Below are 19,000 nucleotides of genomic sequence, written 5' to 3'. Positions count from 1 at the left end.
CCCGGTTTTTTCTTATTTGCGCGGCGCTTTCATCGGCTTGCCCTTGCCGCCACGGTTGCCGCGACAGAATTCCAGGCGTTCGCCCTTGAGCTTGCCGGCAATTCCATCGACGACCGGAATGATTTCTTCCAGCGCCGTCTTGCCGGGGTCGGCATCGATCAGCTTGAGACCGCGGCCTTTCGGCAGCTGGCGAACTTCGTCGATATTGAAGACCAGCGCGCGGCCATCTTTGGTCACACAGGCAATTTCGCCTTGCGGCGCCGGGGCGAAAACGACAGGCATTTCGCCTTCGGACAGCGTCATGAAGGCCTTGCCAGCCTTGCCGCGTGACAGGAGATCGGCACCCTGGCAGCGGAAGCCGTAGCCGCCGCTGGCTGCAACCAGATACAGCGCTTCGTTCTTGATCGCCATGGCCAGGCAGGGTTTGCCGCCATCCTGGAAATCGGCCAGCGAGGTGGCCGGAACGCCATCGCCCTTGCCGCCGGGAATGTCCGAGGCGGGGATCGAATAGGCGCGGCCCTTGGTGTCGAGCAGGATCAGGTTATCGACCGTCCGGCAGGGTAAACAGGCCAGCAGTTCGTCGCCGGAGCGGAAAGAGAGTTGGGTCGGATCGATGTTGTGGCCCTGGCGCGAGCGCAGCCAGCCGTGTTTCGAAACGATCAGCGTGGTCGGCTCGTCTACGATGGAGACGGTCTTGGCATCCGACATGGTGACCTTGTCGGCGGCTTCGATGAAGGTGCGGCGGTCGTCACCATATTTCTTGGCGTCGCCTTCGATTTCAGCCGCAACGCAAGCGCGCAGGGCTTCTTCGGAATCGAGCAGCTTGTTGAGGCCGGCCGCTTCTTCGCGCAGCTTGGCCAGCTCTTCGCCGATCTTGATCCCTTCCAGCCGCGCCAACTGGCGCAGGCGGATTTCGAGGATGTCTTCGGCCTGGATTTCGGACAGCTTGAAGTGCGCCATCAGATCGACCTTCGGGTCGTCCGATTCGCGGATGACCTTGATCACCTTGTCGATGTCGAGCCGCACCGCCAAGCGGCCTTCCAGGATGTGGATCCGCTTTTCGGCGGCGGTCAGGCGGTGGCGCGTGCGGCGCTCGACGGTAGCCAGCCGGAAGCGGCACCATTCGGCGATCATGCTGTACAGCGATGCCTGGCGCGGCGTGCCATTGACGCCGAGGACGGTCAGGTTGATCGAGGCGTTGGTTTCGAGGCTGGTGTGGGCGAGCAGCATGCGCACGAGGTCGTCCTGGCCCTGGCGCGACGAAGCCGGTTCGATGACCAGGCGAACGGCGTGTTCCTTGCCCGATTCGTCACGCACGCCGCTTTCCGAAATCGACGACAGGAAGGCGGCTTTCAGGTTGAGCTGTTCCGGCGTGAACACCTTCTTGCCGGCTTTTTCCTTGGCGACGGGGTTCGAGCAGGCTTCGATTTCCGACAGCACGGTGGCCGTCGACACGCCCGGCGGCAATTCGGTGATAACCAGTTTCCACTGGCCGCGGGCGAGGTTTTCGATTTTCCATTTGGCGCGCACGCGCAGGCTGCCGCGGCCGCTGCGGTAGGTGGCGGCGATTTCTTCGGCTGTCGAGATGATCTGAGCGCCACCCGGGTAATCCGGGCCGGGGATCAGCGCCAGCACCTGTTCTTCTGTGAAATTCGGGTCTTTTATCAGGTTGACCGCAGCATTCGCCACTTCGCGCAGGTTATGGGCGGGAATTTCGGTGGCCATGCCGACGGCAATGCCGGAAGCACCGTTGAGCAGGCAGAAGGGCAGGCGGGCCGGGAGCAGGGCTGGTTCATCATTGGCGCCGTCGTAGTTGGGCTTCCAGTCGACCGTGCCTTCATCGAGTTCGGCCAGCAACAGTTCGGCAATCGGCGTCAGTCGGGCTTCGGTGTAGCGCATGGCGGCGGCGTTGTCGCCGTCGCGCGAGCCGAAGTTGCCCTGACCATCGACAATCGGGTAACGCAGGCTCCAGTCCTGCGCCATGCGGACCATCGCGTCATAGACCGACGAATCGCCGTGCGGGTGGTATTTGCCGATGACGTCACCGACGACGCGCGCCGATTTGACGTGGCGCGGGCTCTTGTACAGGCCCATCCGGTGCATGGCGTAGAGAATGCGGCGCTGCACCGGCTTCTGGCCGTCGGCGGCCGAGGGCAGGGCGCGGCCGGTGACGACGCTCATGGCGTATTCAAGATAGCGGCGGGCGGCGTAGTCGGCTGGCGAGGGAATGTCGCCGGCCGGGCCGCTGGCGGATGGGGGCAAATCAGGTGGGTCGATGTCGCCCGCTTCGCCGGCAGGGGATTCGTTCATGACTGGCAGGGCGGTTTCCGCTGCGTTTTCGGCAGCCGGAAGTGGTTCCGGACTCGCTGCGAGTTCTGTCTCGGCGGCAGGAAGTGGGGCGTTCGGGTCGAAAAGTTTCAACTGGTCGGTCATGGAATTCTGTCTTTACGGCGCGGTCTAAACAAGGTGCGTGCGGATGGTAACCGAAAGAGCGGCAGATGCTGTATCGGTCATGCGGTCTGTACTCCGTTGAGCCGTGACAGATGAGGATCGGCGACCCGGCATGGTCGTTGTGTCGCTTGCCCTGTTCGTATCTATTGGGGATAATCGATGTGAATATGACTTTTGTCTAAGTAACTGAAGATAAAAACAACGTATCACGTTTATTTTTTACGGTTTGGGCGGCGCCCTGCCGTTTTTGGAGTTGTCCCATGCGGCTGATTCTCCTTTTTTCCTTCCTTTGTGCGTCCGTATTTGCGCAAGCAGAGCCGGAACGCACCATCCGTATTTGCGACGATACCGGCTGTTCTGATCGTCCGCGCAGTACCACCACTTTCGACCCCAATGCCGGCGGAGATCCCGAGGCCGAGCGTCGCCTGGCTGCGCTGAAGGCGAAAGCCGAAAAGGATCCACGCGCTGCCTATGATCTGGGCTTGCGTTATTTCCGCGGCGATGGCGTGCGCCAGGACAGCTACCAGGCGCTGCAATCGATGCGCGATGCGGCTGAGCGGGGCGATCTCAAGGCGCAGACGGCAGTCGGCAAGCTCTATCTGATGGGGCTGGAGGAAATGGGTTCCGATCCGGCCGAGGCCGAAAAATGGTTGTCGATCGCCGCCGGACGGGGCGACAAGGAGGCCAAAAAGCTGCTTGCTCAGGCCAGCACAGCCAAAAAGAACGAAGTTGCCTATCGCCGCTGGGTGGATACGCAGCGTGTGTATTTGCGCGAGTACTGGCAAAGCCGCTACACCTACCGTTGGTACTGGAACAACAGCGGCTGGTACTACCGTGACGATTATTGAACCGATTTAATGACCCAACAGAAAGTTGAAAATCATGAACGCCAAGAATTCCCCTCTTTTTGTCAGTGCTGCGGCAGCCTTGATGCTCGCTGGTTGCGGTGGCATGGTTCAGACCGGCAATGCGCCAACGGCGGCGACCGGTGCGGCGGCGGGCGGCACCAGCGTCGGCGCCAATCCGAGCCTGGAACGTTGCCCGGCGCCGCTCGGCACGCTGGCCGTCGATGACGGTCGCAACAAGGACTGGTACGGCGCCTTCGGCCGGGCGACCAAGGTCACCACCATCGAGCCGCTGATCCGTCTGGCCGTGCAGCAGTCCAACTGCTTCATCATCACCTCCATCGGCAATGAGCGCCTGGACAACAAGATGTCGGCGATTACGGACAAGCAGCGCAACTCCGGTGAATACCGGGCCGGGTCGAAGCAGCAGAAGGGCCAGCGTGTCGCGGCCGATTACTTCATGGAGCCGTCAATCGTCGTCGATCAGTCGCCGACCGGCCGTCTGGCTGGTGCCGTTGGCGGTGCGCTGCTCGGCGGTCGTGGCGGCCAGGTGATCGGTGCTGGCATGGAAAGCAGGGTTTCGGTCGTCACCCTGTCGCTGTTCGACATTCGCTCTTCGGTGCAGATTGCCATTTCTGAAGGCAATTCGACGGCCACCAACTTCGGTGCCGTGCTCGGCGCCTTCGGCGGCGGTGCGGCCGGCGGCCTGGGCGGTTTCTCGCAGACGCCGGAAGGCAAAGCGACCGTCGCCGCCTTCGTCGATGCCTACAACAGCATGGTTATCTCGCTGCGCAACTACAAGGCGCAGGACGTCAAGGGCGGCCTGGGTCGGGGCGGTACGCTGAAGGTGAATTAATCCGGGTTTCAGCGCGACGAAGCGCAATGGAAAAAAGCGCCGCTAAGCAGGCGCCTTTTTCATGCGCGCAAATTTCAATTTTTGCCGAAATTTCCGGTTGACCGTGGCATTCGCTGCACGGGGCGCGAAGTGGGGTGCTTAGGCCGGCGTTTCGCCCAAACGCTCGGCAAGGAAATCGACAAAGACGCGAATCTTCGGCGGCAGGTGGGTTTGCGGCAGCCAGATCGCCCAGGCCGTCTGGCCGAAGGGGCTGACCGGCGTCCATTCGGGAAGCAGCGGAATCAGCCGGCCATCGGCGATTTCGCGATCGACGGCGTAGTTCCAGACCAGCCCGATGCCCATGTCGGCGAGCAGCAGGTCGCGCACGACTTCGCTGTTATTGACCACGACGTTGCTCGTTACGCGCACCCGCGCCTCTTCGCCAGCGCGCTGGAAACGCCATTCGCTGCCCAGTTCGCGCAGGCCGTAATGCAGGCAGTTGTGGCCGGCGAGGTCGGCCGGCGTTTCGATTTTTTGGCCTTTTATCGCGTTGACCGTGGAACATAGCCGGTAGCGTACGGGCATCAGCGCCTTGGCCACCACTTGGTCGGGCGGCGTGCGGGTCAGGCGCAGGGCGACGTCGTAGCCTTCCTCGACGAGATCAACGAAGCGGTCGAGCAGGGTCAGTTGCAGCTCGATTTCCGGGTAGCGGGCGAGGAATTCGGGGATCAGCGGCGCCAGGCAAAGCTTGCCGAAAGTGACCGAGGCGGTGACGCGCAAGGTGCCGCGCGGCGCCTCGACCAGACCGGCGGCCAGGCGGGCGCTTTCGTCGAGCAGCGCGACGCCCTGTGCGGCGCGTTCATAAAGCACGCGGCCGGGTTCGGTCAGCGACATGGCGCGTGTCGTGCGCTGCAGCAGGCGCAGGCCGAGCTGCTTTTCGAGCCGGTTGATACGCTTGCTGACGGCCGATTTGGTCAGGCCCATGGCCCGCGCCGCCGCTGAAAAGCCTTGCGTATCGACGACCCGGACGAAAACGGCAAGGTCGGACAAATGATCGAGTGGGTTGATTGTGTCCATATAGAAACAAACCGTTATTTATTTAGCTGATTGTAGCGAATAACGCCTGGTGAAATGATGCAGGCGTCACTTCAACCGGAGAAAACCATGCCCCTGATCAACATCACCCTGGCCGGCGCCAGCCTCGCGCCGAGCACCATTCAGCACTTGCAGCAGGAAACGACACGCCTCATGCAGAGCATCCTGCGCAAGGAAGCGGCGCTCACCGTGGTCAGCTTCACGCAGTTGCCGGCCGGCGCCTTCTCGGCCAACGGACAGGCCGTCGCCGCTGCAGCCAGCCTGCAGGCGATGATTACCGCCGGCACCAACAGCGCGGCCGAAAAGGCTGATTTCATTTTTGCCGCAAAATCCCTGTTGACCGTAGCAATCGGCCAAACCGCCGCGCCGATCTACGTCGCGCTGCACGAACTGCCGGCCGAAAGCTGGGGTTACGATGGGCAAACGCAGGCGGCGCGCAAAGCCGGGAAGCTGATTGGAGAAGCAGCATGACCGCCCGCACCCTGCGCCAGATCGTCGGCGTCCCGGCCAGCCTGCACGCCGGCGCCACCCTGGATGCCGCCAAAACCGCCGTCGTCTTCATCGACTACCAGAACGAATACCGCAGCGGCCCGCTGGCGCTGCCTAACGAGCCGGCCGCCAGCAACGCCGCCCGCCAGCTGCGCGCCTGGGCCGACCAGGCTGGCATTGCTGTCATCCACGTTCTGCATCGCGCGCCGGCCACCGCGCTGATCTTCGCCCCGGATTCCGAAGGCGCCGCGCCCATCGCCGGCCTGGCTCCGGGCGAGGGCGAAGTCGTCATCCACAAAAACCTGCCCTCGGCCTTCACCGGCACCGGCCTGCTCGATGAACTGCAGGCACGCGGGGTCGAAACGCTGATCATCGCCGGCTACATGACCCACAATTGCGTCGACTCAACCGCCCGCGAAGCCTTCCACCGCGGCTACCGGGTCGGCATCGTGGCCGATGCCAGCGCCACGCGCGATCTGCCGGGGCCGGATGGCCGGACGATTCCGGCGGCGACGGTACACGCTGCCGTGCTCGCCGGGCTGGGAGACAGGATTGCCGAAATCGTCGATGTGGCGACGCTGGCGGCGATGAAAGTGGTTTGACGGCAGGTTGAAGTCGGTTAGCCGTGACTCCCACGGTCAACCGGAAATAACGGCAAAAAATGAAATTTTGCCTGGCCACGGAGGCTCATTGCCGAAAGGTTGGGATTTGTAAAAATCCCTTCATATAAATTCACCCAACCTGTCGTCGAATGCATCTAACATGAACTTGGTGCCCGGGTTTTTACGGGCAGCATTTGTTCAATCGGTCGCACAGGAGAAATAGCATGGGAATTTTCAGTAACATTCTGGCCAAACTGGGTTTTGGCGATGACAAGACGGAAGTGGTCGCCGAGGCCGCTCCGGCCGCCGTCGAGGCGCCCGTAGCCGCCGCGCCGGTGGCGATTAGTGCCGTCGATGTCGTGGCCAAGCTGGAAGCGCTGGCCAAGGCCAATCCGGAAAAACTCAACTGGAAGGTGTCCATCGTCGATCTGCTCAAGCTGCTCGGTCTGGACAGCAGCCTCGGTGTGCGCAAGGAACTGGCTGCCGAACTCGGCTGTCCGGCCGACAAGATGGGCGATTCGGCGCAGATGAACATGTGGCTGCACAAGACCGTGCTGCAGAAACTGGCTGAAAACGGCGGCAATATTCCGGCTGAACTGCTGTAATTTTCCTGCCCGGGTTCAGTTCGAAGGCTCGCTTCTGGCGAGCTTTTTTCTTTGGCGGTTTAACCGGCGAGGTTTTCGTCAAGCAGGCGTTCGCATTCGACCATCAGTGACTCGGCGATTTCCGAGTGATGGTTGGGGTCGAGCGATTCCATCATTTCATGGGCCGTGTACATGCCGGCTTCGCGCGACAGGCTGCCCTGAATCTGGCGGGCGAGTTGGTCGCTAAGGCCTGAGAGTTGCCGGCGTTCGGCGAGCGGCATCTTGTTTTTCGAGCGCGACAGCCAGTCGGCGGCCAGGCTGGCGCCCTGGGCTTCGGTCAGCCACTGGCCGTATTCGTAAAAAGCCGTCAGGCGCTCGGCGGCCAACGCGAAAATCAGCGCGATGCGCATGCCGCGTTCGGTCATCGACGGGCTGGCAGGCTTCTCCCAAGTCATTTTTCACCATCTTTTGTTATCCTGCCGCACCTTATCACGGCCGCCCGGCGGAATGCCCTGAATGCCACTGAACACCCTTGAAGACCTGCGCGCCGGCAAGCTGGCCGGGAGCCGTCGCCTCAAACTGGCCAGTGGCCTGAGCGAGTTTCCGCGCGAAATTTTTGGTCTGGCCGAGACGCTGGAGATTCTCGATTTGTCTGGGAATGCGCTGGCCACGCTGCCCGACGATCTGCCACGGCTGTACAAGCTGCGCATCCTGTTTTGTTCGGACAACCGGTTCACCGAATTGCCGGCGGTGCTCGGTCAGTGTGCCGCGCTGGACATGGTCGGTTTCAAGGCCAACCGGATTCGGCTGGTGCCGGCTGCGGCGCTGCCGGCCAGGCTGCGCTGGCTGATCCTGACTGACAACGAGTTGGTCGAACTGCCGCGCGAAATTGGCCGCTGCACCCGTTTGCAGAAGCTCATGCTGGCCGGCAACCAGTTGCGTGCGCTGCCGGCCGAGATGGCCAATTGCACTGGGCTGGAGTTGCTGCGCATCGCGGCCAACGAGCTTGCGGCTTTGCCCGACTGGCTGCTGACGCTGCCGAAACTTTCCTGGCTGGCCTTCGCCGGCAATCCGTTTTGCCAGGATGTGCCGGTTCAGAACGGCGTTTCACCCATTCATTGGGATGACCTCCACGTCAGTCATCAACTGGGCGAGGGCGCTTCCGGCGTCATCCATCATGCCGAATGGCGCTCGGCCGGCGGCGCGCAGCCGGTAGCGCTCAAGCTGTTCAAGGGCGCGATGACGAGCGATGGTTTGCCGCTCAACGAGATGAACGCCTGCATGACAGCCGGTGCGCATCCCAATCTGATTCCGGTCCTCGGCAAGCTGGCGGCGCACCCGGAGGCGGCGCACGGGCTGGTCATGGCGCTGATCGACAGCAACTTCCGCAACCTGGCCGGGCCGCCCAGCCTCGATTCCTGCACGCGCGACGTTTATCCGGCCGAGTCCAGTTTCGACCTCGACGACGCCATTCGCCTCGCGCTCGGCATCGCCTCGGCGGCCGAACACCTGCACGCCCAGGGCATCACGCATGGCGATCTGTACGGCCACAACATCCTGCATGGTACCGATGGACAGGCGCTGCTCGGTGACTTCGGCGCCGCGTCCTTCGTGCCGTCCGATGATCCGCTCGTCGCCAAGGCCCTGCAGCGTATCGAGGTGCGGGCGTTTTCGTGTTTACTCGAAGAATTGCTCGAACTTTGCGGGCAGAGTGCCGATTCCACGGTCAACCGGAAAAAAGCTCAAAAATTGAAATGCCTGCAAGCCGATTGCGCGCAGGAAAACGTCTCGGCCCGCCCGCTGTTTGCCGAAATCGTTACTCAGCTCAGTGCGTTAATGCCGCGCTAACCACGCGCGGAAAACTGTCTCAGCTGACAAACCGGTAGCCGACACCGGATTCGGTCAGAATGAACTTGGGCCGCGTCGGATCGTCCTCGATTTTTTTCCGGACATGCCCCATGTAAACACGAACATAGTGGCTGTCCTCGATATGGTTTGGCCCCCAGACCGCCTTCAAGAGCTGGCGATGGGTCAGGACGGAATCGGGATTGGCGATCAGGTAGGCGAGCAGCCGGAACTCGATCGGCGTCAGGTGAATCTGCTGCCCATCCTTTTCGACGATGCGCTTGCCCAGATCGACGCGAACATTGCCGAATTCGAACACCGACAGGCCCGTCGTTCCAGCCCGGAAACGCCGTCTCAGGTGGGCGCGGACCCGGGCCAGCAGCTCGGCGGCGCCAAATGGCTTGATCAGGTAATCATCGGCCCCGGCATCGAGCGCCGCCACCTTGTCGGCTTCGGCCGTGCGGGCCGAGAGGACGATGATGGGAATTTCCGACCAGGTCCGCAAATCGCGGATCAGGTCGATGCCGTCGCCATCAGGCAAGCCAAGATCGAGCACGACGAGATCGGGCTGCCGGGTGCCGACTTCGATCAGCCCCCGTGCCACCGAATCAGCCTCGAAGACCTCCAGTTGCTCGGCCTCCAGCGCCAGTTTGATGAAGCGGCGAATCTTCGCTTCATCCTCGACGACGATCACGGTCGGTGTGGCGGTAGACATTCAGCAGCTCTTCTTTTTCTCGAGAACTTCCTCGGGATCTTCCTCGACATCGAGCGCTGGCGGGTTGCCCCTGGGCAGCGTGAACATGAAACGCGCCCCCCCTTGCGCCCGGTTTTTTGCATGGATTTCGCCGCCATGCGCTTCGATGATCGCCCGGCAAATGGCCAGCCCAAGCCCGACACCGCGGGTGGTGCCTTCCGGCTGGCCGCGCTCGAATTTCTTGAAAATGACTTCCTCTTTGCCTGCCGGCAGTCCGGGGCCATTGTCGTCGACCCAGACCTCGATCATGCGCTCCCCGACCTTGGCGCCTACTTCAACCAGGCTGCCGGCCGGGGTGTACTTCACGGTGTTTTCCAGCAGGTTGTAGATGACCCGCTCCATGAGCACGGAGTCGATATTGACCAGCGGCAGGTTTTCATCGAGCAAGACCTTGATCTGGTGCTCGGCAAAGGCGCGCTCGAGGGTTTTCAAGGCGCTGACGACCACCTCTTCCAAAGGCTGCCATTGCCGATTCAACTCCACCCGGCCGGACTGCAGCTTGGCCATGTCGAGCAGGTTGTTCACCTGGCCACTGATGCGTAGCGCCTCTTCCTTCAGGGAGCGGGCAATCTCGGCCTGCGGGCCGGTCGGTGGCGGCCGGGTCAGGAACATCGAATCGGCAAGGCCGACCAGCACGCTCATCGGCGTCCGCAAATCGTGCGAAATGGCCGACAGCACCGAGTTGCGCAGACGTTCGGATTCCATCTGCACGGTCGTGTTCTGGGCCACCTCGACGTAGTGCACGCGCTCGAGCGCGATGGCGATCAGCGAGGCAAAGGTGTCGAGCAGTCGGCGCTGTTCCGGGACCAGCAGGCGATCCGTATGGCGCACTTCGAGCGCCAGCACGCCACGCAAACGCATCGGCGCCTTGAGCGGCAAATACAGGATGGGGCTGGCGGCCAGCGTATTGGTGCCCTGGCCGGCTGGCTCGGCATGATCGAAGGCCCACTGGGCAATGCCCATGTCCACGGCGGGCAGGCCATTGGGCGAGGGCAGGGCCGGTTGCAGCCGGTCGTTGTCGTCGGTCAGCAGAAAGGCAGCTTTGGCGCCCAGTTCGGCCACAATGAAGCGTTCGCCGATTTCGGCAATCTGCTCGGGCATCAGCGCCGCCGACAGATCGCGCGACATTTCATAAAGCGAGCGAACACGCTGCTCGCGGCGCATCGCCACCTTGGCCTGGTATTTCGAGCCAGCCGTCAGCTGGCCGGTAATCAGGCCAACCACGAGCATGACGACAAAAGTCATCAGATATTGCACGTCGTTTACCGCGAAGGTGAAGCGCGGCGGCACGAAGAAAAAGTCAAAAATGGCGACTGCCAGAAAGGAGGCCAGAACGCCCGGGCCACGACCATAGCGCACGCTGACCAGCACTACCGCGAGCAGAAAGACCATGACGATATTGGGCAGATCGACAATCGGGAAGATCAGGGCGGCGCCAAACCCGGCCAGTGCACAACCGGCGGCCGCCTTGGCGTAGGCCGGCCATTGTTGGGCGATGTTGTCGACCACACTTTCCTCATCCGACCTGGCCGGCTCCCTTTCTGTATCGGAACGTGCTACCTGAAGGACGTCAAGGTCGGGGGCTCGCTGGCCGACACGGTCGGCGAAAGAGCGGTACCAGGGGTGCCATGGACGCGGGTGATCCCGGCCGACAAAGATTTTCGACAGATTGTGGTCGCGGGCGTATTTGACGGCGACTTCTTCCGCAATGTTTCCCGACAGCGTCGCCGTCTGGGCGCCCATTTCTTCAGCCAGCTTGAGGTTGCGCAGGATGCGGTGGCGGTTCGCTTCCGAAAGGCGCTGCAGGGCCGGGGTTTCAATGTAGATGGCGTGCCACGGCGCTTCCAGCCGGCTGGCCACGCGGGCTGTGGTGCGGACAACTTTCTCCGCAGATGCACTTGTTCCGATGCAGGCAAGCAAGGAATCCCTGGTTTGCCAGACGGGCGAAACCGACTGGTCACGCCGATACTGCAACATCTGGTCGTCGACCCGGTCAGCCGTGCGGCGCAGGGCCAGTTCGCGCAGGGCGATCAGGTTGCCCTTGCGGAAGAAGTTGCGGATGGCCCGCTCGGCCTGATTGGCCAGATAGACCTTACCCGACTTCAGGCGCTGCAGGAGCTCATCCGGCGGCAGGTCGACGAGCACGACCTCGTCGGCGGCATCGAAGACCTTGTCCGGCACGGTTTCCCAGACACGAATGCCGGTGATGCCGCTGACCACGTCGTTGAGGCTTTCCAGATGCTGGACATTGACGGTCGAATAGACATCGATGCCGGCCGCCAGCAATTCGTCGATGTCCTGCCAGCGCTTGGCGTGGCGCGAACCGGCGACGTTGGAATGGGCCAGTTCGTCCATCAGGATCAGCGCCGGCTTGCGAATCAGCGCCGTGTCGAGGTCGAATTCCCGGAGGATGCGATCCCGGTAGGGAATATCCCGCAAGGGCAGATACTCCAGGCCATCGGCCATGGCCTCGGTTTCCATCCGGCCATGGGTCTCGACGATACCGACAACCACATCCACCCCGGCCAGCAATTGCTGCCGGGCCGCGCCGAGCATGGCGTAGGTCTTGCCCACGCCGGCCGAGGCGCCAAAAAAGATCTTCAGCTTGCCGCGTTTGGCCTTCGCCTCCGCCTCATTGAGGCGATTCAGCAGTTGGTCGGGATCGGGACGTTGGTCAGCCATTCGTATTTATCCTGTCAAAGCCATCCGACACGCCTGAAATTCGCGTACAGCGCCGTGCAGGAGGCACTGATAGCCAGCAGCGCCAGCGGGTAGCCAAACTCCCATTGCAGTTCGGGCATGGCCTTGAAGTTCATTCCCCAGACACCGGCAAAAGCGGTGGCGACGGCAAAAATGCCGGCCCAGGCCGCCAATTTTTTGTTCACTTCACCATCTTCGATGGTCACCATGGAAAGATTGACCTGGATGGCAGTGCCGATGGTGTCCCTGATGTTGTCGAGCGAGGCGTTGATCCGGGCGAGGTGATCGTAGACGTCGCGGAAGTAGTCGCGGCTGTTGGCGCACACCTCCGGCCCACGGCTGCCCGAAAGCTTGGCGGCGGCCTCCATCGTCGGCGCGACGGCATGCTTGAGGAGGGTGATCTTGCGTTTCAGGTCATAGAGCCGTTCGATATTGCTGCGGGCCGCGCCCTTGGCAAATATTTGTTGCTCGATTTCATCGAGTTCCGACTCCAGCCGGTCCATGATCGGAAAGTAGCGGTCGACAACCGCATCCATCAGGGCATAGAGGACGAAGCCCGCCCCGTGACAGAGCAGATGCGGCTCCCGCTCGCAGCGTTCGCGCACCCCGAGAAAACCCTGCTGGCTATGGTTTCTGACCGACAGAACGTAGTTCCGGCCGACGAAGACATTGACCTCGCCGATATTGAACTCGCCATTGTTCTCTTCCAGCAGGTGCATGACGGCGAACACCGAATCGCCATACTCCTCGATCTTCGGCCGCTGGTGACCATGCCGGGCATCTTCGACGGCCAGTTCGTGCAGGGCGAACTCTTCCTGCATCTGATCCAGTTCCTGCGCTGTCGCATCGCGCAGCGCCACCCAGACGAAGCAATCCGGCTTGGCCAGATAGTCGCTGATTTCCTCGACAGCCATGTCGGCCAGGCGCGAGCCGTTTTCGTAGGCGACACAATTGATCAGCATGTTTTATCCCCGTTCTTGACGACAACCCCCATCCTGCCCGTTTTTACCTGTTTCAGCGAGCACCCGGGCCCGGACCAGGCTGGGGAAAATCGTCTTGCAGTGAGGAGAGCAGGTCAATTGATGTCCGTAGGCCAAACGGTCAAGGAGCGGATGCACGGCATGCCGGCTGCCGCAAACCGGACAGATATGAAATGCCATGGCAACTTAGGCTGCATGTTCGGCATAACGCGCCAAGGCCACCGCCTGATCGGCGATCGCCGACGAAACGATAAAGGTTTCCCGGCCGCGAACATTGCCCAGGCTCAGCGCCAGACTCACCGCCGCGACACCTGCCACGGCCATCCGCACCGGATTTGCATAACCGGACAGAAAGGCCCTGATGCCTTCAATCCCCATTCCCGTTGCCGGGAACTTCGTTACCACGGCAGCCTTGCCGGGTTCCAGGGCGGCGATTTCCAGCGAGTCATTGGTCGAGGCGATGCCGATGCATAAGTCCGAGTTCATGTTGTCCTTCACTTTCGATTGATAAACAGCCAGGCCAGTCCCAGAGGAACGAGGATGGCCCCCACGGCCAGCAGGAAATTGACGGTATCCATGTTTTCTCCGTTTAACGGACCAGACACACGAAGAATGTTAGGCAAATCGATTTCAAGATTTTGCAAAATATCGAATGCCGGACATAAAAAGAACGTAAAAATCCGGACGGTCGGAATCAGGCCGGGAGCGGCCAGGCGTCGAACTGCTTCTTGGCCTGGGCAGGCAGGGAGCATCGGCACAAGCGCTCGCGGAATCCGGCGTCGGAGAACATTTGCGTGGCGTCGGCCAGGATGCGCAGGTGCTCTTCGGTGGCCTGCTTGGGTACGAGCAGGACAAGAACGTCGGAGACCGGCTCGCCATCGGGCGCAGCAAAGGGAATCGGCGAGGCGAGATGGAAGTAGGCCAGCTGTATCCGCTCAAGATCCTTGATGCGGGCATGGGGTACGGCAATGCCGTTGCCCAGGCCGGTCGATCCGACTTCTTCCCGCCGGGACAGGCTGAGTACGACCCAGGCTTGCGGCATGCCGTGCTTTGCCTCCATATGCCTGCCGATTTCTTCAAAGAGCTGGCTCTTGGTCGTCACATGCAGGTCGAAAATGATGTCGTCGGCACCGAGAAGTTCGGAGATGGTATTCAATTAGCGTTCCTCCTCAGGATGATGCACCCGCCATCGTTCGATACATTGGCGGTGAAAGGGAGCGGGCACCCCCACTTTTTGCTCATACGAAGCCCGCTCCGATTTCTTAACGAAGTGAATCAAGCGCGATATTGAGTTGCAGCACATTGACGCGGGGTTCGCCGAAGACGCCCCATTGGCGGCCTTCGGTGTGCTGGTCGACCAGCGTCCTGACAGCTTCCCGCGGAAGCTTGCGTATCCGGGCAACGCGTTCGATCTGATAATCGGCGGCAGCAGGGCTGATGTGCGGGTCGAGACCGCTGGCCGAGGCATTGACCAGATCGGCCGGAATCGGCAGCTTGTTGTCGGGATCGGCCGCCTTCAGGGCGTCGATCCGCCCCTTGACGGCATCGACCAAGGCCGGATTGAGCGGCCCCTGATTGGAGCCGCCGGAAGCGCTGGCGTTGTACGGCATCGGCCCGGTGGCCGAAGGGCGGCCCCAGAAATACTTGGGATCAGTGAAGTTCTGGCCGATCAGACTGGAGCCGACCGCCTTGCCATCCTTGACGATCAGGCTGCCACTGGCCGCCTCGGGGAAGGCGGCCTTGGCGATGCCGGTCACAGCGAGCGGATAGACGACGCCGGTGACGGCGGTGAGCAGCACGAAGAGGCTGACGGCGGGACGCAACAGGGTTTTCATGGGTTTTCTCCTCAGGCCAGACCAACAGCGGCAATTGCCAGGTCGATCAGCTTGATGCCGATAAAGGGAACGATGACACCGCCCAGGCCGTAGATCGCCAGGTTCTGGCGCAGCAGGGTCGCCGCACCGAGCGGGCGGTATTTGACGCCCTTCAAGGCCAGCGGGATCAGGAAGACGATGATCAGGGCGTTGAAGATCACCGCCGACAGGATCGCCGAGGCCGGGCTGGCCAGGCCCATGACGTTGAGCGCGGCGAGTTGCGGATAGGTCGTCACGAAAGCCGCCGGGATGATGGCGAAGTACTTGGCGATATCGTTGGCGATGGAGAACGTCGTCAGCGAACCGCGCGTCATCAGCATCTGCTTGCCGGTTTCGACGACCTCGATCAGCTTGGTCGGGTTGGAATCGAGGTCGACCATGTTGCCGGCTTCCTTGGCCGCTTGCGTGCCGGTGTTCATGGCCACCGCGACGTCGGCCTGGGCCAGCGCCGGGGCGTCGTTGGTGCCGTCGCCGGTCATGGCGACCAGCCGGCCTTCGGACTGATACTCGCGAATCAGGGCGAGCTTGGCTTCCGGCGTCGCTTCCGGCAGGAAGTCGTCGACCCCGGCTTCGGCGGCGATGGCGGCTGCCGTGATGCGGTTGTCACCAGTCACCATGACGGTCTTGATACCCATCTTGCGCAGTTCGGCGAAACGTTCCTTGATGCCGCCCTTGACGATGTCCTTGAGTTCGATGACGCCCATGACGCGGGTGCCGTCGGCGACCACCAGCGGCGTGCTGCCGCGGCGGGCGACTTCCTCGACATAGCCCAGTACGGATGGCGGGAATTTGCCGCCGAGGGCTTCGACATGCTTTTTGATGGCATCGGCGGCACCCTTGCGCACTTGGCGACCGGCCATGTCCACCCCGCTCATGCGGGTATGGGCCGAGAAGTGCACAAAGTGGGCATCCAGGGCGTGAATGTCGCGCTCGCGAATCTGGTAACGCTGTTTGGCCAGTACCACGACGCTACGGCCTTCCGGGGTTTCGTCAGCCAGCGAGGCGAGCTGGGCGGCATCGGCCAGTTCGGCTTCGCTGACGTCATCGGCTGGCAGGAAAGCGGAGGCTTGGCGATTGCCAAGTGTGATCGTGCCGGTCTTGTCCATCAGCAGCACATCGACGTCGCCGGCCGCTTCGACGGCGCGGCCGGAGGTGGCGATGACGTTGGCCTGCATCATGCGGCTCATGCCGGCGACGCCGATGGCTGAGAGCAGGCCAGCAATGGTGGTCGGGATCAGGCAGACGAGCAGCGCAATCAGCACGGTGATACTGATCGGCGTACCGGATCCGGCCACGTCGACGCTGAACATCGAGAAGGGCAGCAAGGTAACCACGACGCCAAGGAAGACGATGGTCAGCGCGACGAGCAGGATGGTCAGGGCGATTTCGTTCGGCGTCTTCTGACGCTTGGCGTTCTCGACCATGGCGATCATGCGGTCGACGAAGGTTTCGCCGGGATTCACCGTGACCCGGACGACGATCCAGTCGGACAGCACGCGGGTGCCGCCGGTGACCGCCGAGAAGTCGCCGCCCGATTCGCGGATGACCGGTGCCGATTCGCCGGTGATGGCGGATTCGTCCACCGAGGCGACGCCTTCGATGACTTCGCCGTCGGCAGGGATGGTTTCATGAGCCTGGATCAGAACAACGTGATCCTTCCGCAGCTCACTCGCCGGGGTCATCACCCACTTTGCATCATGCTTCGGCTCAAGCAGCTTCTTGGCCCAGGTTTCCTTCTTCAGGCCGCGCAGCGAAGCAGCCTGCGCCTTGCTGCGGCCTTCGGCCAGCGCTTCGGCAAAATTGGCGAAGAGCACCGTGAACCACAACCAGATGGTGATCATCAGGATGAAACCGGCCGGTGCCTCGCCCTGGCCACCGAGCGCTTGCAGCCAGAGGATGGTGGTCAGGATGCTGCCGACGTAGACGACGAACATCACGGGATTACGCCATTGCACGGCCGGGTTGAGTTTGCGGAAGGCATCGGCGACGGCCGGAACGGCCAGCGCCGGATCGAACAGGGTAAAAGTTTTGCGTGTCATGTTTTTCTCCCCAAGCGCTTAGTGAGCGGCCGAGAGCACGAGGTGCTCGATGACGGGGCCAAGGGCCAGCGCCGGGACGTAATTCAGGAGGCCGACCAGCAATACCGTGCCGATCAGCAGCGTGACGAACAGCGGGCCATGTGTCGGCAGCGTGCCGGCGCCGACGGCGATGCGCTTCTTGGCAGCCAGCGAACCGGCGATAGCGAGCACCGGCACGATCACGCCGAAGCGGCCGAACCACATGGCAATACCGAGCATCACGTTGTAGAACGGCGTGTTGGCGGACAGGCCGGCGAACGCGCTGCCGTTGTTGTTGGCGGCCGAAGTGAAGGCATAGAGGATTTCCGAGAAGCCGTGGGCACCCGGATTGGCGATGCCGGCCCGGCCGTCGGCGAGCATTACCGCGATGGCGGTGCCAACCAGCACGAGCAGCGGCGTGACCAGGATGGCGATGGACACCATCTTCATTTCGAAGGCCTCGATCTTCTTGCCCAGGTATTCAGGCGTGCGACCGATCATCAGGCCGGCGATGAAGACGGCCATGATGGCAAAGACGAGCATGCCGTAGAGGCCAGTGCCAACGCCGCCGAACACGACTTCGCCGAGTTGCATGTCGATCAGCGGAACCAGACCGCCGAGCGGTGTGAACGAATCGTGCATCGAATTGACCGCACCACAGGAAGCCAGCGTCGTAATGGTGGCGAACAGGCCGGATTCGGCGATGCCGAAGCGGGTTTCCTTCCCTTCCATGTTGCCGGTGGACGCATCGACGCCCAGCTGGGTGAGTAACGGATTGGCCTGCTGTTCGAAGTGCATGGCAGCATAGGCCAGGGCAACGAACATCAGGGTCATCGCCGCGAGCACGGCCCAGCCCTGGCGGGTGTCGCCGACCATGCGGCCGAAGGTGAAGCACAGCGCAGCCGGAATCAGGAAGATCGACAGCATCTGGATGAAGTTGGTCAGCGGCGTCGGGTTTTCAAAGGGATGCGCCGAGTTGGCGTTGAGGAAACCTCCACCGTTGGTACCCAGCATCTTGATCGCTTCCTGCGAGGCGATCGGGCCCATGGCCAGCGTCTGGGTTTGCGTCTGCACCGGTTCGGTGACGACAGCGCCCTTTTCATCCTTGAGCGGCTGGCCGGCATCGTCGACTTTCGGTGTCTCGAAACTGGTCACTTCCAGGGTCGTCACATCCTTGTAGGCGTCGAAATTCTGGATGACGCCCTGGCTGGTCAGGAAGACCGCGTAGACGATGGAAATCGGCAGCAGGATATGCAGCGTGATGCGCGTCAGGTCGACCCAGGCGTTGCCGACGGTCTTCGCCGTATGGCGGGCAAAGCCGCGGATCAGGGCGATGACGACGACGATGCCGGTCGCCGCCGACAGGAAATTCTGCACGGCCAGCGCCAGCATCTGGGTCAGGTAGCTCATCGTCGCCTCGCCGCCGTAACCTTGCCAGTTGGTGTTGGTGGCAAAGCTGATCGCCGTATTGAAGGCAGAGTCCGGGCTGACATTGGCGAAAGCCTGCGGATTGAGCGGCAGATCGGCCTGCAGGCGCTGCAAGGCATAGACGGCCAGGGCGCCGAGGACATTGAACAGCAGGATGGCGAAAGCGTATTTCAGCCAGCCCATTTCCTCGTCCTGGCGGATGCCGCACAGGCGATAGATCGGACTTTCGATCTTGCCGGCGAAACGGAAGCGACCTTCCATCACGTTGGCGATGTAAGTCCCCATGGGTTTGACGGTAAGCAACAGGACGACCAGAAAAAATCCGAGAAGTATCCAGGCATGATTGCTCATGAGAAGTTCTCCGGGTTGATCAGCGCGGCGATCAGATAGACCAGCAGGCCAACGGCGACGGCGCCGCTAAGAATGAAAAGCCAGGTCATTTGGCACCCCCGAGCCGGGCA

General features: G+C 62.0%; 18 protein-coding genes. 6 read left to right on the top strand and 12 right to left on the bottom strand.

Translation table 11 applies throughout. The annotated features are described in order from the left end of the window. Nucleotides 1-12 precede the first annotated feature (12 nt). A complete protein-coding gene (gene parC / locus KI610_RS12380; protein ID WP_226495273.1) occupies nt 13-2,433 on the bottom strand; it encodes a DNA topoisomerase IV subunit A in 2,421 nt (806 codons plus the stop codon). Nucleotides 2,434-2,711: 278 nt separating this feature from the next. Between parC and KI610_RS12375 the strand changes: the two genes are divergently transcribed. Together KI610_RS12375 and KI610_RS12370 are read left to right on the top strand one after the other, a co-directional pair. Next, nucleotides 2,712-3,299: a tetratricopeptide repeat protein gene (locus KI610_RS12375; protein ID WP_226495272.1), complete on the top strand. Its 588-nt coding sequence runs from the start codon at nt 2,712-2,714 to the stop codon at nt 3,297-3,299. A 34-nt stretch (nt 3,300-3,333) separates the two neighbouring features. Beyond that, nucleotides 3,334-4,152, top strand: a complete 819-nt coding sequence (locus tag KI610_RS12370) for a hypothetical protein (protein WP_226495271.1) — start codon at nt 3,334-3,336, stop codon at nt 4,150-4,152. Nucleotides 4,153-4,290: 138 nt separating this feature from the next. Here KI610_RS12370 and KI610_RS12365 read toward each other — a convergent pair whose 3' ends face one another. After that, nucleotides 4,291-5,208 carry a LysR family transcriptional regulator gene (locus KI610_RS12365; RefSeq protein WP_226495270.1) on the bottom strand — a complete coding sequence of 306 codons (918 nt, stop codon included), beginning with the start codon at nt 5,206-5,208 and terminating at the stop codon, nt 4,291-4,293. A gap of 87 nt (nt 5,209-5,295) precedes the next feature. Between KI610_RS12365 and KI610_RS12360 the strand changes: the two genes are divergently transcribed. From KI610_RS12360 to KI610_RS12350, 3 genes are all read left to right on the top strand, one after another. Further along, nucleotides 5,296-5,697: a hypothetical protein gene (locus KI610_RS12360; protein WP_226495269.1), complete on the top strand. Its 402-nt coding sequence runs from the start codon at nt 5,296-5,298 to the stop codon at nt 5,695-5,697. Then, complete coding sequence (locus KI610_RS12355; protein ID WP_226495268.1) at nt 5,694-6,317, top strand: cysteine hydrolase family protein; 624 nt, start codon at nt 5,694-5,696, stop codon at nt 6,315-6,317. The genes KI610_RS12360 and KI610_RS12355 overlap by 4 nt, the downstream gene beginning before the upstream one ends. A 224-nt stretch (nt 6,318-6,541) precedes the next feature. Then, nucleotides 6,542-6,922, top strand: a complete 381-nt coding sequence (locus tag KI610_RS12350; RefSeq protein WP_226495267.1) for a DUF3597 domain-containing protein — start codon at nt 6,542-6,544, stop codon at nt 6,920-6,922. Nucleotides 6,923-6,981: 59 nt separating this feature from the next. On the opposite strand, the gene KI610_RS12345 is transcribed toward KI610_RS12350, so the two are convergent. After that, entirely contained in the window at nt 6,982-7,356 is a 375-nt protein-coding gene (locus KI610_RS12345; RefSeq protein ID WP_226495266.1) for a hypothetical protein, read from the bottom strand. Between the two features lie 61 nt (nt 7,357-7,417). Between KI610_RS12345 and KI610_RS12340 the strand changes: the two genes are divergently transcribed. Next, entirely contained in the window at nt 7,418-8,749 is a 1,332-nt protein-coding gene (locus tag KI610_RS12340; RefSeq protein WP_226495265.1) for a leucine-rich repeat-containing protein kinase family protein, read from the top strand. Nucleotides 8,750-8,768: 19 nt separating this feature from the next. Here KI610_RS12340 and kdpE read toward each other — a convergent pair whose 3' ends face one another. The 9 genes from kdpE to kdpF form a co-directional block, all read right to left on the bottom strand. Beyond that, nucleotides 8,769-9,461 carry a two-component system response regulator KdpE gene (gene kdpE, locus KI610_RS12335; protein ID WP_226495264.1) on the bottom strand — a complete coding sequence of 231 codons (693 nt, stop codon included), beginning with the start codon at nt 9,459-9,461 and terminating at the stop codon, nt 8,769-8,771. Then, nucleotides 9,462-12,182 carry a two-component system sensor histidine kinase KdpD gene (gene kdpD / locus KI610_RS12330; protein ID WP_226495263.1) on the bottom strand — a complete coding sequence of 907 codons (2,721 nt, stop codon included), beginning with the start codon at nt 12,180-12,182 and terminating at the stop codon, nt 9,462-9,464. It lies immediately after the preceding gene. A 14-nt stretch (nt 12,183-12,196) separates the two neighbouring features. Next, nucleotides 12,197-13,162, bottom strand: a complete 966-nt coding sequence (gene corA, locus KI610_RS12325; RefSeq protein ID WP_226495262.1) for a magnesium/cobalt transporter CorA — start codon at nt 13,160-13,162, stop codon at nt 12,197-12,199. 204 nt (nt 13,163-13,366) lie between these two features. After that, the gene (locus KI610_RS12320; protein ID WP_226495261.1) at nt 13,367-13,678 is read right to left on the bottom strand and encodes a hypothetical protein; all 312 of its coding nucleotides are present in this window, start codon (nt 13,676-13,678) and stop codon (nt 13,367-13,369) included. Nucleotides 13,679-13,874: 196 nt separating this feature from the next. Next, nucleotides 13,875-14,336, bottom strand: coding sequence for a PTS sugar transporter subunit IIA (locus KI610_RS12315; protein WP_226495260.1), 462 nt, complete (start codon nt 14,334-14,336; stop codon nt 13,875-13,877). A gap of 106 nt (nt 14,337-14,442) precedes the next feature. After that, complete coding sequence (gene kdpC / locus KI610_RS12310) at nt 14,443-15,015, bottom strand: potassium-transporting ATPase subunit KdpC (RefSeq protein WP_226495259.1); 573 nt, start codon at nt 15,013-15,015, stop codon at nt 14,443-14,445. Nucleotides 15,016-15,026: 11 nt separating this feature from the next. Further along, nucleotides 15,027-17,093, bottom strand: coding sequence for a potassium-transporting ATPase subunit KdpB (gene kdpB / locus KI610_RS12305; protein ID WP_226495258.1), 2,067 nt, complete (start codon nt 17,091-17,093; stop codon nt 15,027-15,029). Nucleotides 17,094-17,111: 18 nt separating this feature from the next. Further along, nucleotides 17,112-18,890 (bottom strand): potassium-transporting ATPase subunit KdpA, encoded by a 1,779-nt coding sequence (gene kdpA, locus KI610_RS12300; protein ID WP_226495257.1) that lies wholly within the window; start codon nt 18,888-18,890, stop codon nt 17,112-17,114. After that, nucleotides 18,887-18,979, bottom strand: coding sequence for a K(+)-transporting ATPase subunit F (gene kdpF / locus KI610_RS12295; protein WP_226399476.1), 93 nt, complete (start codon nt 18,977-18,979; stop codon nt 18,887-18,889). The genes kdpA and kdpF overlap by 4 nt, the downstream gene beginning before the upstream one ends. Nucleotides 18,980-19,000 lie beyond the last annotated feature (21 nt).

The sequence above is a fragment of the Ferribacterium limneticum genome (assembly GCF_020510565.1).
In the GTDB taxonomy this organism is placed as follows: Bacteria; Pseudomonadota; Gammaproteobacteria; order Burkholderiales; family Rhodocyclaceae; genus Azonexus; species Azonexus limneticus_B.
The sequence above is the reverse complement of the archived record's forward strand: the minus strand, read 5'-3'. Positions and strand labels throughout refer to the sequence as shown.